The sequence below is a fragment of the Agrobacterium sp. LMR679 genome, assembly GCF_027157905.1.
GTDB lineage: Bacteria > Pseudomonadota > Alphaproteobacteria > Rhizobiales > Rhizobiaceae > Agrobacterium > Agrobacterium leguminum.
In genome coordinates, this window is the sequence record NZ_JAPVOJ010000001.1 from 649,450 (window position 1) to 664,002 (window position 14,553).

15 protein-coding genes and 2 pseudogenes are annotated in these 14,553 nt (G+C 59.2%); 8 read left to right on the forward strand and 9 right to left on the reverse strand.

Translation table 11 applies throughout. The annotated features are described in order from the left end of the window. Positions 1-47: 47 nt before the first annotated feature. Genes O3W47_RS03030 through O3W47_RS03040 form a run of 3 tightly spaced genes read right to left on the reverse strand, consistent with a single transcriptional unit; the run spans position 48 to position 2,736 of the window. Positions 48-887, reverse strand: coding sequence for an ABC transporter permease (locus O3W47_RS03030; protein ID WP_269312931.1), 840 nt, complete (start codon positions 885-887; stop codon positions 48-50). Next, positions 887-1,696: an ABC transporter ATP-binding protein gene (locus O3W47_RS03035; RefSeq protein WP_269312932.1), complete on the reverse strand. Its 810-nt coding sequence runs from the start codon at positions 1,694-1,696 to the stop codon at positions 887-889. The genes O3W47_RS03030 and O3W47_RS03035 overlap by 1 nt, the downstream gene beginning before the upstream one ends. A 5-nt stretch (positions 1,697-1,701) precedes the next feature. Continuing rightward, a complete protein-coding gene (locus tag O3W47_RS03040; protein ID WP_269312933.1) occupies positions 1,702-2,736 on the reverse strand; it encodes an ABC transporter substrate-binding protein in 1,035 nt (344 codons plus the stop codon). A 370-nt stretch (positions 2,737-3,106) separates the two neighbouring features. Here O3W47_RS03040 and rutA point away from each other — a divergent pair, with 370 nt between their 5' ends. The 7 genes and pseudogenes from rutA (at position 3,107) to O3W47_RS03075 (ending at position 8,880) form a co-directional block, all read left to right on the forward strand. Further along, complete coding sequence (gene rutA, locus O3W47_RS03045) at positions 3,107-4,192, forward strand: pyrimidine utilization protein A (RefSeq protein ID WP_269312934.1); 1,086 nt, start codon at positions 3,107-3,109, stop codon at positions 4,190-4,192. Continuing rightward, the gene (rutB, locus tag O3W47_RS03050) at positions 4,189-4,929 is read left to right on the forward strand and encodes a pyrimidine utilization protein B (RefSeq protein WP_269312935.1); all 741 of its coding nucleotides are present in this window, start codon (positions 4,189-4,191) and stop codon (positions 4,927-4,929) included. The genes rutA and rutB overlap by 4 nt, the downstream gene beginning before the upstream one ends. Before the next feature lie 35 nt (positions 4,930-4,964). Then, positions 4,965-5,351: a pyrimidine utilization protein C gene (gene rutC, locus O3W47_RS03055; protein ID WP_269312936.1), complete on the forward strand. Its 387-nt coding sequence runs from the start codon at positions 4,965-4,967 to the stop codon at positions 5,349-5,351. Positions 5,352-5,359: 8 nt separating this feature from the next. Then, a pseudogene (gene rutD / locus O3W47_RS03060) lies at positions 5,360-6,138 on the forward strand (pyrimidine utilization protein D). A 12-nt stretch (positions 6,139-6,150) separates the two neighbouring features. Continuing rightward, positions 6,151-6,741: a malonic semialdehyde reductase gene (locus O3W47_RS03065; protein ID WP_269312937.1), complete on the forward strand. Its 591-nt coding sequence runs from the start codon at positions 6,151-6,153 to the stop codon at positions 6,739-6,741. Positions 6,742-6,764: 23 nt separating this feature from the next. Further along, positions 6,765-7,283 carry a flavin reductase gene (locus tag O3W47_RS03070; protein ID WP_269312938.1) on the forward strand — a complete coding sequence of 173 codons (519 nt, stop codon included), beginning with the start codon at positions 6,765-6,767 and terminating at the stop codon, positions 7,281-7,283. A gap of 85 nt (positions 7,284-7,368) precedes the next feature. Next, the gene (locus O3W47_RS03075) at positions 7,369-8,880 is read left to right on the forward strand and encodes an aldehyde dehydrogenase (NADP(+)) (protein WP_269313703.1); all 1,512 of its coding nucleotides are present in this window, start codon (positions 7,369-7,371) and stop codon (positions 8,878-8,880) included. Positions 8,881-8,991: 111 nt separating this feature from the next. On the opposite strand, the gene O3W47_RS03080 is transcribed toward O3W47_RS03075, so the two are convergent. Beyond that, positions 8,992-9,777, reverse strand: a complete 786-nt coding sequence (locus O3W47_RS03080) for a shikimate dehydrogenase family protein (RefSeq protein ID WP_269312939.1) — start codon at positions 9,775-9,777, stop codon at positions 8,992-8,994. A 166-nt stretch (positions 9,778-9,943) separates the two neighbouring features. After that, positions 9,944-11,113: an MFS transporter gene (locus O3W47_RS03085; protein WP_269312940.1), complete on the reverse strand. Its 1,170-nt coding sequence runs from the start codon at positions 11,111-11,113 to the stop codon at positions 9,944-9,946. A gap of 267 nt (positions 11,114-11,380) precedes the next feature. On the opposite strand from O3W47_RS03085, the pseudogene O3W47_RS03090 reads away from it, so the two are divergent. Beyond that, positions 11,381-11,802 (forward strand): annotated as a pseudogene (locus O3W47_RS03090) (flavin reductase family protein); the annotation flags it as partial. 563 nt (positions 11,803-12,365) lie between these two features. Here O3W47_RS03090 and O3W47_RS03095 read toward each other — a convergent pair. The 4 genes from O3W47_RS03095 to O3W47_RS03110 form a co-directional block, all read right to left on the reverse strand. After that, positions 12,366-12,590 (reverse strand): hypothetical protein, encoded by a 225-nt coding sequence (locus tag O3W47_RS03095; protein ID WP_269312941.1) that lies wholly within the window; start codon positions 12,588-12,590, stop codon positions 12,366-12,368. A gap of 127 nt (positions 12,591-12,717) precedes the next feature. After that, positions 12,718-13,209, reverse strand: a complete 492-nt coding sequence (locus O3W47_RS03100) for a DUF4189 domain-containing protein (RefSeq protein ID WP_442864611.1) — start codon at positions 13,207-13,209, stop codon at positions 12,718-12,720. Between the two features lie 43 nt (positions 13,210-13,252). Continuing rightward, entirely contained in the window at positions 13,253-13,945 is a 693-nt protein-coding gene (locus O3W47_RS03105) for a hypothetical protein (RefSeq protein WP_269312943.1), read from the reverse strand. A gap of 12 nt (positions 13,946-13,957) precedes the next feature. Next, entirely contained in the window at positions 13,958-14,548 is a 591-nt protein-coding gene (locus tag O3W47_RS03110; RefSeq protein ID WP_269312944.1) for an invasion associated locus B family protein, read from the reverse strand. Positions 14,549-14,553 lie beyond the last annotated feature (5 nt).

The window sequence follows — 14,553 nt, forward strand, 5'->3', positions numbered from 1 at the left end:
TCGGCGCGGCGATAGCCGCCGCGTCGGTTTCAACAGGCAAAACGGAATCACTCCGAGTTCGTTGGCTTCCAGCGGATCACCTTCTTCTCGATGATCGAGACCGCGAAGAAGAGCACCACCGCAAGCGCCGCTGCGATCACCACCGTCGCGTAGAGCAGCGGGGAGCGGAAGTTGTAGGTCGCCTCGATGATGAGGGCGCCGAGGCCGAAGCTCGAGCCGATCCATTCCGCGACGATGGCCCCCATGACGCTGCTCGTCGCGGCGATCTTCAGCGCCGCGAAAAGGAACGGCAGAGAAGCCGGCAGGCGGACTTTCCAGAATATCTCCGCGTTGCTGGCCGAAAGGACCCTCATGAGATCGAGCATGGCCGGGCTCGCCGACTTGAGGCCCTGGACCATGTTCACCAGCGTCGGGAAGAAACAGATCAGTCCGGCGATGATGATCTTCGGCGTCACCCCGTTTCCGAAAAGAAGGACGAGGATCGGCGCGAGTGCGATGATCGGAATGGACTTGATGATGACCGCGACCGGATAAAAGGCCTTTTCCGCCGTCCGGCTGTAGACGAACCAGACCGCCAGCAGGATCGCCACGAGATTGCCCAAGACGAAGCCCAGTGCCGCTTCCATCAAGGTCGGCAGGAGGTTGGTCCAGAGAATGGACGCATTTTCCCTGAAGGCATAGAGGACCGCGACCGGACTCGGCGCCATGAAGGTCGGAACCGAAAATCCCCAGACGACCAATTGCCAGAGCAGGATACAGCCGGCGATTGCCAGGATCGCGGGTAGATTGTCGAAAAGAGGGCCAAGAACAGCGTTGACGGAAGCGGCCTTCCTAACCGGCAGGGCCGGCGCATTGCTGCCACCAGCGGATTGAACTGTGTCAGTCATCAGCATTCCTCCAGGAGCGCACGCAGGTGCGCGGTGATCCGGATGAACTCCACCGTGTCCCGCACGGGCAGGGAGCGCGGATGGGGAAGGTCGATCTTCATGAACTCCTTGACCCGTCCCGGATGGGAAGCCAGCATCAGCACGTACTGGCCGAGGAAGACCGCTTCCGGAATCGAATGCGTCACGAAGAGAATGGTCGTGCCCGTCTCCTGCCAGAGACGTAGAAGCTCCTCGTTCAGCTTGTCACGAGTAATCTCGTCGAGCGCCCCGAACGGCTCGTCCATCAGCAGGATGCGCGGTCGGGTGACGAGAGCCCGGGCGATCGCCACGCGCTGGCGCTGGCCACCGGAAAGCTCGTGGGGTAATGCCTTCTCGCGCCCCTTCAGGCCGACCAGGGCAAGGAGTTTCTCGGGATCGGCGTAGATGGCACCGGGATCGCGTTTGCCGACTTCCATGGGAAGGCGGACATTGTCGATGGCGCTGCGCCATGGCAGCAGGGTCGCCTCCTGGAAGACGAAGGCGAAGTCACGGCCTTCGCGTGCTTTACGGGGCGGACGGCCGAGCACGGAGATGGAGCCGTCGGAAACATGCACCAGGTCGGCGACCGCGCGCAGAAGCGTCGATTTCCCGCAGCCGGACGGCCCGAGCATGGTCACCAGCGAACCCGCCGGAATCTCAACAGAAACGTCCTGCAACGCGGTGAACTCCGCGTTGTCCTTGCCGAAGCGGATGTGAAGTTTGTTGACGGAAACCGCTGGCGCCACCTCATCGGATGGCGAGGCATCATCTTTGTCCAGAGCGACTGGCATGACCGTCACCCGACCTGCTTGCGAATGTCGGTGGTTGCCTCCAGCAGCGAGAGGGTCATGACATCATCGACAGTCGGAACCTTTTCCTTGAACTGGCCGAGGTCGGCATAGGTTTTGATCTGTGCGGCCCAGTTCTCCTTCGTCATCGCACCCCAGCCGTCGGCCTTGGTCGTTTCATTGAAGGCGAATTTCATCAAAGGCCCGATCGTCTCCATTTCGCTTGTCTTGTCGAGATTCGGATAGGCCTCGACCAGGATATCGACCGCCTCTTCCTGATGGTCGCGCGCATAGCCCCAACCCTTCGCCGTGGCGGCGAGGAAACCGCTCAGTTCCTTCGAGTGCTCGGCGAGCTCCGCATCCGTCGTGTAATAAACGTTGGCGTAGAGCTGGATGCCGGTATCCCATAGCATCAGATCAATTCTGTCATCGCCAAGCACCTTGAGCGCGTTCGTGTTGGTGATCCATCCGACCACCACGTCGGCCTGCCCGGTGATGAGCTGGTTCATGTCGGCGCCCATGTTGACGACCTTGACCTGATCCTCAGGAATCCCGTTCTTCGCCAGCAGGGCACGCAACAGGATCGCGCCTGTCGGCTGGATGGCGACCGTTTTTCCGATCATGTCCTTGGCCGATCGAACCGGCTTGGCATTGCGCGAATAGTAGGCGTAGGGATGCTTCTGATAACCGGCCGCGATCGCCTTGACCGGCATGCCCGCGCCGCGCGCCAGCATCACCGAAGGGCTGGAGGAAATCTGACCGACGGCCGACTGGCCGGCCGCGACGCCGGCGACGCCATCGACATTCGGCCCGCCCGGAACGATTTCCAGCTCCACGCCCTGTTCGGCATAGAATCCTTTCTTGACGGCGACGACCTCGCCGAGAAGGCCGTTCGAGGCAAGCCAGCCAAGCTGCATGCGGATCTTGGCGGGCGACGCCGCCGAGCCCGGACGCACGGACAGAAACGTTTGCGCGGCCGCAAGCCCGCCGACCGCGGCGGCCCCTTTCACGAAGTCGCGCCTGTTCATCGAAAATTCCGACATTGCATTCCCCTCTTCTTCGTTACCGTAAGAGATTTTCTCGTTGACCGGATCATCGCCGAAGCAGGCGTTCGCGCAAAGAATAATTTTTAGACTTGAACCTTGCTCAAATAGCAACGCGACGAGGCTGCGTGTTTTTCCAGCACCCCGCGCCGAAAGTTTCATCTGTCGGCCTACGGCCGAGGCAATGCATTTTGATTGTCAACGTTATCTTCCAACGCCGTGTTGCCTTTGAAGCAATTCATGCTGCGAAAAATTATTCTTTATCGCAACGCCGTTTCCATCAAATGTTACGGCGAACGTGGCACACGCCTCAGTCCATCAAAAACATAACGGCGGGATATTTTCTGCCAGACAACCGAGGAATTACCTCATGGAAATCGGTGTTTTTATCCCGATCGGAAACAATGGCTGGCTCATCTCGGAAAACGCACCGCAATACAAGCCAAGCTTCGATCTCAGCAAGGAAATTACTCTGAAAGCCGAGGAATACGGCTTCGATTTCGCGCTCTCGATGATCAAGCTGCGCGGCTTCGGCGGCAAGACGGAGTTCTGGGACTACAATCTTGAATCCTTCACGCTGATGGCGGGCCTGGCGGCAGTCACCTCGAAGATTAAGCTGTTCGGAACCGCCGCGACGCTGGTCATGCCGCCCGCGATCGTGGCACGGATGGCGACGACGATCGACTCGATCTCCGGCGGGCGGTTCGGCGTGAACCTGGTCACCGGCTGGCAACGCCCCGAATACAGCCAGATGGGGCTTTGGCCCGGCGACGACTATTTCGGCGACCGCTACACCTATCTTTCGGAATATACGACCGTCCTGAAGGAGCTCCTGGCCACGGGCCAATCCGACTTCGACGGCCGGTATTTCCATATGGAGGATTGCCGGATGAAGCCCGTGCCACAGGGCGATGTGAAGTTGATCTGCGCGGGCTCGTCGAATGCCGGCATGGCCTTTTCGGCACAATTCGCCGACTACAGCTTCTGCTTCGGCGTTGGCGTGAACACACCCAGGGCCTTCGCATCCACCAATGAACGGCTGACCGCAGCAACTGCGAAAACCGGCCGCGACGTGCGCTCCTTCGTGCTGACCATGATCATCGCCGAGGAAAAGTCCGAGGACGCCTGGGCGAAGTGGGAATATTACAAAGCCGGCGCCGATGAAGAGGCGATCAAGTGGCTCGGCCTGCAGAGCGCCGCCGACACCAAATCGGGCACGGATACAAACGTTCGGCACATGTCGAACCCCGTCTCGGCGGTGAATATCAACATGGGCACGCTGGTCGGTTCCTACGAAGAGGTGGCGGCGATGCTCGACGAAATGGCGGAGGTGCCTGGCACAGGTGGTGCGATGCTGACATTCGACGACTTTCTGGAAGGCGTCGAGAAGTTCGGCCAGCACATCCAGCCGTTGATGAAATCGCGCCGGCATGTCTATGCGGAGGCCGCCGAATGAGCAGCATGTCAGCAGCCGGCCACTCTCCCGAGAAGAACCGTGCCGGACGCATCACGCTTCCGGCGCGTCCCGAGCCGTTGTCGATCGAACCTGCCGAAACGGCGGTCGTCGTGGTCGACATGCAAAATGCTTATTCGACCGAGGGCGGTTATGTCGATCTCGCCGGCTTCGACATTGCCGGTGCGCGGGCGACCATCGCAAACATCGGGAAGACGCTCGACGTCGCCCGCGCCAACGGCGTTCTCGTCGTCTATTTCCAGAACGGCTGGGACAAGGACTATGTCGAGGCCGGCGGCCCCGGATCGCCGAACTGGCACAAGTCGAACGCGCTGAAGACCATGCGAGCAAGGCCGGAGTTGCAGGGCACGTTGCTTGCCAAAGGCACCTGGGACTACAACATCGTCGACGAGTTGAAGCCGCAGCCGGGTGATATCCTCGTGCCGAAAACCCGCTATAGCGGCTTCTTCAACACCAACATGGACAGTGTGCTGCGCGCCCGCGGCATCCGCAATCTCGTCTTCGTCGGCATCGCCACGAACGTCTGTGTCGAAAGCTCGCTGCGCGACGCATTCCATCTCGAATATTTCGGCGTCATGCTCGCGGACGCAACCCATCATCTCGGCCCGCCAATGATGCAGGAAGCCAGCATCTACAACATCGAGACGTTTTTCGGCTGGGTTTCGACCACGGCCGACTTCTGCGGCGCAATCGGTCAGACCCCGCCCGCAGCCGAATAATCCTTCCGAGACATCCATATCCAGGGAGAAGCGCAATGCCGAAGACTGTCATCGTGCCGGAAGGCACAAGCAAACCCATCGCTCCCTATTCGCCGGGCACGCTCGCCGATGGCGTCGTCTACGTTTCGGGCACTCTGCCCTTCGACAAGAACAACGACGTCGTCCATGTCGGCGATGCAGGCGCCCAGACCCGCCATGTGCTCGACATCATCAAATCCGTGATCGAAACGGCCGGCGGCACGATGGAAGACGTGACTATGAACCATATCTTCATTACCGATTGGTCGAACTATCAAGCCGTCAACGCCGTCTACGCGGAATATTTCCCAGGCGACAAGCCGGCGCGCTACTGCGTTCAGTGCGGCCTGGTCAAGCCCGATGCGCTGGTCGAGATCGCGACCGTCGCGCATATCGGTAAGTAACGCTGGCCATGTATTACGAAGTCCATGGCCGGCAGGCAGAAGATGCACCGACAATCATCCTCTCGTCCGGGCTTGGCGGCGCCGGCACCTATTGGCAGCCGCAGATCGGCGCCCTCGCGGCCTCCATGCACGTTGTCACCTATGACCACCGGGGACGGGTCGTACCGGCGGTGCGCTTCCAGACGGCTATCGCATCGCCGATATGGCGGACGACGTGCTGGAGATCGCCGACCACCTGAAGCTCGACCGGTTTCATTTCATGGGTCATGCCCTCGGCGGCCTTGTCGGTCTCGACCTCGCGTTGCGACGGCCTGAGGTGCTTTCCTCCCTCATTCTCGTGAATGTCTGGTCGAAGGTCGATCCGCACACGGAGCGCTGCTTTGACGTCCGCCTTGCCTTGCTTGAGAAAGCCGGCGTCGCCGCCTTCCTGAAGGCTCAGCCGCTGTTTCTCTACCCCGCGGTCTGGATGTCGGAGCACGTCGACCGCCTCGCCGCGGAAGAGGCGCATGGCGTCGCGCATTTTCAGGGCGAGCACAATCTCCTCAAACGGTTTTCCGCGCTTCGTGCCTTCGACATCGACGATTGCCTCAACGGGATCGTGACGCCCACGCTGATCACAGCCACGCGCGATGATCTCCTTGTTCCTTTCACGCGTTCTCAGCGACTGGCGGAAAGACTGCCGAACGCGCGCCTGACGCTGACTGATTTCGGTGGACATGCCGTCAATGTCACTGCACCCGACACCTTCAACGCCGATGTCCTGGCGTTTCTCGAACAGCACATTTGAAAGCAGCCAACCTTGCCCAATATCCTCGACGACGACGCCCTCGACCTCCTGTTCCGCGAAGCCCGCACCCATAACGGCTGGACCGACCGGCCCGTGACCGATGTCGAGCTCGAGGACATCTATGCGCTTGCCAGAATGGGACCGACCTCGGCCAACTGCTCACCGGCGCGTTTCGTGTTCGTGCGTGCGCAGGAGGGCAAGGAAAAGCTGCGGCCCGCCCTCTCCTCCGGCAATCTGGACAAGACCATGACCGCGCCGGTGACAGTGATCGCAGCCTACGATGCGGCCTTCTACGACAAGCTGCCGGTGCTGTTCCCACATGGCGACGCGCGATCATGGTTCACCTCAAGCGCCACGCTGGCCGAAGAGACTGCCTTCCGCAATGCCAGTCTGCAAGCCGGCTATCTTATCCTCGCCGCACGCGCTCGCGGCCTCGACGCAGGGCCGATGTCCGGTTTCGACAAGACAAAAGTTGACGAAGCGTTCTTTACCGGGACGACCTGGAAATCAAATTTCCTCATCAACCTCGGCCACGGGGATCGGTCGAAGCTGTTTGACCGCCTGCCACGTCTCTCCTTCGAAGAAGCGTGCATCCTCGCCTGACCTCTCTGCCGGAGCCCGCCGCCATGCAAACCACGACTCCTGTCGAAAACAACGGTTTCGCACCTGCTGAAGACAGCAGGCTCCTGTTTCGCGATGCGATGGCGAGGCTCGGGGCTGCCGTCAACATCGTCACCACCGACGGCCCCGGCGGGGTCGCGGGCTTTGCGGCGACGGCCGTCTGCAGCGTCAGCGACGCGCCGCCGACGCTTCTCGTCTGCATCAACCGCAGTTCTTCTGCCTATCCTGCCGTCAGTGCCAATCGCATGCTCTGCGTCAACGTGCTGAAAAGCGACCATGAGGATATCAGCCGCCTCTTTGGCGGCAAGACCCCGATGTCTGAGCGTTTCAAGCTCGGCGAATGGTCGCCGCTCGAAACCGGCTCGCCGGCGCTTGAGAACGCGATCGCGTCCTTCGATTGCAAGGTCAGCAGTATCCTCGAAGCAGGAACCCATGACGTCCTGATCTGCAAGGTGGCTGCCGTCCGCAAGAGCTCGGACGGTCGCGGGCTCGTCTATTTCGACAGGAAATATGTCCACGTCTGACGCCGCTTCGAGCAGCGGTGCGACCGAATGCGAAACCGTCAATCGTGCGGCCGCTAAACAACCAACAACATACGGGAGGAATCCGATGAGTTTCAAACCACACGGCAAGCATCTGATCGCTGGCGAGTGGATCGGGACAGACGGCAAGTTCCGGAGCGAGCCCGCTCACGGAGAGCCGCATGAGTTTTCCGTCGGCACGACGGAGCTCGTGCAAAAAGCGGCCGAAGCGGCTGAAGATGCCTTCTGGTCCTACGGCTATTCCGCGCGCGAACAGCGTGCCGCCTTTCTCGAAACCATCGCGGACGAGATCGAGGCTCGCGCAGAGGCCATCACAGCGATCGGGGCTTCCGAAACCGGATTGCCGGAAGCCCGCCTGTATGGAGAGCGCGGACGGACGAGCAGCCAGCTTCGCCTGTTCGCAAGCCATATCCGGAAGGGTGAATATCTGGACAGGCGTCACGAGCCCGCCCTGCCTGACCGCAACCCCGCACCTCGTCCTGAGCTCAGACTGATGCAGCGGCCGATCGGTCCGGTGGCGGTGTTTGGCGCCTCGAATTTCCCGCTCGCGTTTTCGGTCGCCGGTGGCGACACCGCTTCAGCACTTGCCGCCGGCTGCCCGGTCGTCGTCAAAGGGCATTCCTCCCATCCCGGAACAGGTGAAATCATCGCGGAAGCTATCCATGCGGCCGTGAAGAAGCACGGATTGCATCCGGGCGTCTTCTCGTTAATCCAGGGCGGAAGGCGCGAAGTCGGCGCGGCACTGGTCCAACATCCACTGATCAAGGCAGTCGGTTTCACAGGGTCGCTCACCGGCGGACGGGCTCTGTTCGATCTCTGCGCTGAACGTCCGGAGCCGATCCCGTTTTTCGGCGAACTTGGCTCAGTGAACCCGATGTTTGTCCTGCCGGAAGCGGCAAAAGTCCGCGGCGAGGCCATCGCAAAAGGCTGGGCTGGATCGCTCACCATGGGCGCCGGACAGTTTTGCACCAATCCAGGCATAGCGATTGTCCTTGCGGAGCACGCGGACACATTCGCGGAAGCTGCTCGCGCCGCCCTTTCAGCGGTCAATCCTCAGATCATGCTGACCGATGGCATTGCCAAAGCCTATCGGAAGGGACGTGATCGTATCGCAGCAGGCGCCGGAGTACGGGAGGTGCTCTCCACGACCTGCGGATCGCGCAACGCGACCCCCTATCTGTTCCAGGTTTCTGCCGCCGACTGGCTGCCCAATCATGCGCTTTCCGAAGAGGTCTTCGGTCCGCTTGGTCTGATCGTCACGGTCGACAATCCGAACGAGATGATCGAAGTGGCCAAAAGCTTTGAGGGGCAATTGACGGCCACCCTTCATCTCGATCCGGGCGATACCGAACTCGGCCTCAAATTGATGCTGGTCCTTGAGCGAAAGGCCGGACGGGTGCTCGCCAACGGTTTTCCGACCGGCGTCGAGGTCTGTGACGCTATGGTCCACGGCGGCCCTTATCCGGCCTCGACAAACTTTGGCGCGACATCGGTCGGCACGATGGCGATCCGCCGTTTCCTCAGGCCCGTCTGCTACCAGAACATTCCTCTGGAGCTGCTTCCAGCGGACTTGCGATAAAGTCCGGGCCTGCAGCCAGAGTTTCATGTCATCGTGCAGGCTTCGCTGCTGGGCGGAGCCTTGATCAAGAACGGCTATTGATACTTCTTCAACTCATCGAATGGCCGCCAGTCAGAAAAACTCGACCATCAACTTCATGGCGCTTGCGAAAAAGCCAACACCCGTTTGGATGTTGCAGCCAATCGCCTGCGCAGCGGCCAGCAACGGTGTGATTTCGGGTGAAGTTACGACGTCGGCGACAAACGTCGACGGCGTGAGTTTGGCGATTTCAATTGGCAAAGGATCATCTGCGCGCATGCCAAGCGGCGTAGCATTGACCACGAGATCAAAGCCAGTCGGGTTGATCGAGCCTGGCACGACCTTGCCAGGATGTATCAAATCGAGTCTGGCCATCAGCTCTGAGAGCTTGTCTCGATCAAAATCGTATATCGCCAGTTGCCGTACCCCGGCATCGAGCAGCGCAAAGGCGATGGCACTACCCGCACCGCCAGCCCCAACGAGAAGCGCACGGCCGCCGGCCGGATGATAGCCGCCAGCCTCAATACCACGGACGAAGCCAAGTCCATCGGTCAGGTCGCCATGCCAGCCACCGTTGTTGCTTCGGCGGACAAGACTGGCAGCGCCGGCGATCTTCGCGCGGGAGGTCAGGGTCGCGCATTGTTTTGACGCTGAAAACTTGTGAGGCGCTGTCGCAATGAAGCCTGTGATATTCCGCACCGAATGGAGCGAGGTCACGACCTGCTTGAAGTCGTCTCCTGCTACATGGAAAGGCACCACCATCGTGTTCCGGCCCAGACGCACGAATTCGGCGGTGAGAAGTGCCGGGGCTTTCACCTGGAAAATCGGGTCACCCAGAATCGGCACCAAAAGAGTGGAACCATCAAGCAGAGTCCTCATTGCGGTTGTCCTCTGACGTGGGAAGCTGTTGACCTTGGACTGCCTGGAATTGCTCGTATCGCACCAAAGAAGCGGCGCAGTTTGACATGAGATTTGCAACGTAAACTGCTTCGTAGCGGAAGCTGAGAGAAACCGTGTTGGAGCTATTCGATGGCGCGCACCCTCACTATGGGCGCGACGTCTCAAACGTCTGCGCTCCCACGGTCCGCTTGGCGACAGATATTGCGAGCAAAGCTCCGGCCATAGCGACGGCCGCGGCAATAAACGGGAGATAGTACGCGGAAGTCCCGGCGTTGATCAGGAAACCGCCAAAGAATGCTCCAAGCGAACTGCCGAGGTAATTCGCAGAGCTGTTCAACGCGACTGCAGCCGCACCGGTATCACGATGAATTTCAAGCAACGCGTGCTGCTGTGGCGCCTGTGTTGACCAGCCAAGCAAGCCCCATGCAAAAAACGCGGCAAGGCCAACCCAGTTGAGGGGCATCACTAGCGGCAGAACGGCAAAGACAATCGCAAGCAGTGCCGCAACACGAACAATGACAAAGCGCGGCCTCCTGGACCTGTCGAGAATGTGACCAATAGAGAAACTCCCGATAACGCCTCCAAGACCCCATGCCCAAAGATAGAAAGGCAGACGTGACGCCATGCCGACGTCAACGAGCATTGCCGTGACATAAGTGTAAAGCCCCAAGCTTGCGATGCTGACGAGAAGGGTGACACCGACGATACCAACGATCCGCCGGTCATGAAGGAGAGACAAGCGCTGTCCCAAAGATGGTGGTGCGGGCGGACTGACCGCAGGAAAGAACCATAGGATACCCAGAAGGGCGATCACTCCGAATCCCGCGACAGTCCAAAACGTCCACTGCCAACCGAGATGCTCGGCAACCAGCAATCCTATGGGAACCCCCAGGACCGTTCCGAGACACATTCCACCGAGGATAAGGCTCAGAGCCCTGCCTTTCCGGGCAGCATCGACCAGAAATGCGACCGATGATCCAGCGAATGGAGCATAAAGGCCCGCTCCAGCTCCCGCAATTGCCCGTGAAATCATAAGGATAGAAAAGGAAGGAGCCATAGCGCTGAGAATATTCGCAGCAATGAAGATCGAAAGTGCGGCAGATAAGACAAGACGTGCTGAATGCCCCGTCAAAACAGTCGCAAAAACGGGGGCCGACAACGCATATGAGAGCGTGAATATAGCCACGGACATGCCCGCTGAAGCCACCGAGATGTCGAAAGCGGAAGATATTTGTGGCAGCAGCCCCGCAACCACGAAAGCATCAAAGCCCAGCACAAAGTTGCCAAGCGATAACAGGTAGATCGACTTGTGCACGGACGAGATTCCTTCATCAGCGGGACTCTTAGCCATAGATCGAAGAAAACTCGCGTGGTTACTCCAGTAGGTTTACCTAAGGAGAATTACCGCGATGATTGCAGAAACGACCTTGGATGGGTATCAGTTGTCTTTGAGCCAAATGTCTCAGAAAGAAGCCTCGTAAGGAAGTTCAGTATTTCGGGATGAAAATTGCTTAAAAGGCAACGCTCGCCGCTGAAGGCAAGTGGCCACGCATCAACAGGGGACGAGTTCAGATAGGTCCCGCCGCCATTGATCGGCAGCATCATCGGCCCCTGGGATCATAGTTACAGTGCCCTGAGAGCAACCGGCGAATGCGTTATTGCCGTCCCGACGGTAGATCTTGCGGAAGTGGTCGTCGATATCAGCAACTGCTCAGGCGATGCCGCCGATAAGTTTGATCGCTTTGGTTTGACACCGCAGCTGGCAGCAGCGTGGAAGCGCCGCTGATCAAGGAGTGCCTCGCGAACATCGAGTGCAGGATCGCCGATACCAGCCTCGTTGATGAGTACAATCTCTTCATCCTCAAAGCAGAGCGAATCTGGATCGACGCAGGCCGCAAGGAGCGGCGAACCCTGCATCATTGCGGTGACTGCGGCTTCACCGCCGATGGAAATGTGCTCGACCTGAGCGAACGCATGGTGAAATGGCGCCACTTGCCGCGCTGACGCTGTTCGAGAGGAATATGAAGGCTCCGCGCGCGTCCCCTTTTGAACTCCGTCACCTGCGCCACTTTGGGCTGCCGACCACGGAAGCTTCCGAAAGGCTGGCACTGCGCTCGGCATTCAGGAGCCAGCGTATCCGAGATCTCGATATGGTTAAGGCAGAATCTAGGAAAAGCAGCATTTCTCGACATGGTAATTTTTCGTGGCATCGGCGAAACTGTTCATTCTAATTCGACGATTTAAAAGGATTTTTTGTGACCATTTATGATCGAGTGGGGACATTCGCTACTGAGAGCAGTGGTAAGCGTCAGTTAAACCCGGCCCGCTCACAATGCCGTCCAGCTCGTCGACGCAGAGAAACTTCTTTTCCGGTGAGAGGCAGACGATCGGCCGCGTAACCTAGTGGATGTAACCGCTGTGCTCCGATCATCAGAAAGCTAGAAGCTTAGCGAGGACGGCAATTGCTACCAATGTGACGGCGCTCGCGAATGAGATTTTCGCAATGCGAACTTGTCGTTGCCGACGGCGAACACTGTCACCTGACCAGTCGTATGGCTTATAGCGCATTATTGATACAGAAATTCGCTTCCAAGAATTGTTCGGTCTAAAATATGTGGAGCTGCGAGGTTTAGCAGAGCATAAACCACCTGCTCGCGGTCCCATCCCGCATCGACCGCCAACTCAATCAATTTGCTCACCGATGGTTCAAGGGCAAACTGGCATTCTTCCTGATATCTCGGACCTTCATCGGGCGCCCGGCTCGGGCCGTTGATTTTCGTTTTTGCTGTCATCGCCGCCTGTTTTCATGTGGAGGGCACAGTCCGGTAATCGAACCCCTGCCCTACCCGCCTTTGAGGCGCAAAGTGAATTCAGGCCAAGACAGGAGCGGTTAGAGCACCAATTTCTGCAATATGCCCGTTAGGTGCAGACCCACTCCCTGATTTCGCATTGCGTTCCGCTTGCTTCGCATTTCTGCAGGGACAGGTTTTCCGCCTCCTTTCGATTGGGAGCGGATGTTGCGCCCCAGATCGATATCCCTGCGGGCGAGATCTTGCTCACGGCCAGGGCTCCGCACGCGTTGTATGGAAATCCGCTTCCGTCGTTATCGTCCCAATGACGATGGTTTCGGAATGTTGTGACGACCGAACATGCCGAGCCGCCCGCGCGCTCGCAATGGCGCAATGCATTGGCCCCAGCCTCGGCTCGTTTATCGGCACCCCAGAAGAAGCCGTGCTTTCGGTCGATCTTCGAAAACGCGATCGCTGCCCAGATGCCATGTTGTTCGACGGGTGGCGCAGGGTCGGCCTCGACCTGAGCCGACGCGTCCGGAGGCGGCTGGATCAAATCAGCGGCGGACGCGGGCTGGAGCAAAAGCAGCGCAATAGCCGTGGCAATCGGCAAGGGTTTCATGTTCATGAAAGTCGGTCCTCTGGACTGAAAGTTAAGGCCGTCCTCATTTTCGCGCTGCCTGTGCGACTGAGATGGCAACACAGGCTTGGGAGGACGGAAGGAGCATGAGCTGTCCGCCATTGTTGGCCAGGTCATAGACGATGGTCTGGCTGAGGTCGGACCTTTTGGTGCTCCCCGCCGGCAGGATCTTGGCGACGGCATCGCAAGTCTGTTGATACGGCACGATCCTGATCATCGTGCCTTCGCAGCTCGAACCATTCGGCGACGCGACGATAAGGCCCGCGGCCGGTCCCGAATAATCCTTAGACGCGATGTTGAGGCCAACCAAAGACCGTATGGCGTGCTTGTCGGGTTCAGCGGGGCTCCAGTCACTCTGGACACTGTATTTCGCGCCTCCGGTGAGAAGCTGCCCGAGAACCGGGAACACGGTCCCACAGGCCTGGATGCCGGCCTCTTTGGCATGGGCAAGAAAGGGAGTATTGGGCAAATTTGGATCGGCGGCCGATGGCGCCGCGGCGACTTCCTGCGAAAACAGGTTCTGGATAGCAGGAAGCTGCATCGCGCCGAACCCGGCTCCCGCGACCAACACGATCCCCAGAGCCGAAAAAGCGGCCATGCGCAGCCAGGATTTTTTCGGCGTTGATTTGCTCTCGGCTTCTTCAGCTTCCACCGAAGGATGGCCCTGTGTTGCGTTGTTTCGGGACATGATCCGGTCCTGAATCGATTGTTCTGTCATGGTGAACTCGCTTCATTTGATCGCCGACAGGGCTGTGGCGAGCCCTTTCAACGATGCTGTGACGGAGATTTTCTCTCCGGTTGTCGTGGAATACGAAATGGTCGGTTGGGCCTCTTTGCCGATCTGCTCGCGCATGATCGGCCCGACGGGAACCATCCCGACACAAACGGTATCATTGCAGCCGTCGAACGCGACCTGCACGGGTTTGTCCCGACCCGGAAAAGCGAGAGAAATCCTGCCCTTCGCATCGGCATTGGAGCCGGTACGCAGGATCATGAACGGCTTGCCGTCCTCGGTGGCTGCGAGCGACCAACTGAACATCAACCTGCCCGTCCCGTCGGCGATCGCCTGGCTGACATTGCAGACCATCTGCTTGGCTTTCAGGTTCTCGTCGCAGACCAAGGTCCAGTTCTCGAAAGGCGTGATCGTCCGACGGTACTTCCCCAGCGGCACGCCTTCAGGAACGGCCACCTCGGATGGCTTGATGTGAAACTCCCGCTGCACGGAAGAAACCTCCTGTCCGGCGGCTGGCGGGCTGCCGGACAGGAGTAGGCAAGCTACAACCATGCGGGCATGGGGGTTTGTCATAGCCTGCCTGAACATGGACG

Excerpts from the sequence above, each read along its gene's own strand:
- O3W47_RS03080 (WP_269312939.1), bottom strand. The coding sequence starts at position 9,777 with ATGAGGACTCTGCTTGATGGTTCCACTCTTTTGGTGCCGATTCTGGGT.
- O3W47_RS03035 (WP_269312932.1), bottom strand. The coding sequence starts at position 1,696 with ATGCCAGTCGCTCTGGACAAAGATGATGCCTCGCCATCCGATGAGGTG.
- O3W47_RS03095 (WP_269312941.1), bottom strand. The coding sequence starts at position 12,590 with ATGACAGCAAAAACGAAAATCAACGGCCCGAGCCGGGCGCCCGATGAA.
- rutB (WP_269312935.1), top strand. The coding sequence starts at position 4,189 with ATGAGCAGCATGTCAGCAGCCGGCCACTCTCCCGAGAAGAACCGTGCC.
- O3W47_RS03030 (WP_269312931.1), bottom strand. The coding sequence starts at position 887 with ATGACTGACACAGTTCAATCCGCTGGTGGCAGCAATGCGCCGGCCCTG.
- O3W47_RS03075 (WP_269313703.1), top strand. The coding sequence starts at position 7,369 with ATGAGTTTCAAACCACACGGCAAGCATCTGATCGCTGGCGAGTGGATC.
- O3W47_RS03100 (WP_442864611.1), bottom strand. The coding sequence starts at position 13,209 with ATGAAACCCTTGCCGATTGCCACGGCTATTGCGCTGCTTTTGCTCCAG.
- O3W47_RS03070 (WP_269312938.1), top strand. The coding sequence starts at position 6,765 with ATGCAAACCACGACTCCTGTCGAAAACAACGGTTTCGCACCTGCTGAA.
- rutA (WP_269312934.1), top strand. The coding sequence starts at position 3,107 with ATGGAAATCGGTGTTTTTATCCCGATCGGAAACAATGGCTGGCTCATC.
- O3W47_RS03105 (WP_269312943.1), bottom strand. The coding sequence starts at position 13,945 with ATGACAGAACAATCGATTCAGGACCGGATCATGTCCCGAAACAACGCA.
- O3W47_RS03040 (WP_269312933.1), bottom strand. The coding sequence starts at position 2,736 with ATGTCGGAATTTTCGATGAACAGGCGCGACTTCGTGAAAGGGGCCGCC.
- rutC (WP_269312936.1), top strand. The coding sequence starts at position 4,965 with ATGCCGAAGACTGTCATCGTGCCGGAAGGCACAAGCAAACCCATCGCT.
- O3W47_RS03110 (WP_269312944.1), bottom strand. The coding sequence starts at position 14,548 with ATGTTCAGGCAGGCTATGACAAACCCCCATGCCCGCATGGTTGTAGCT.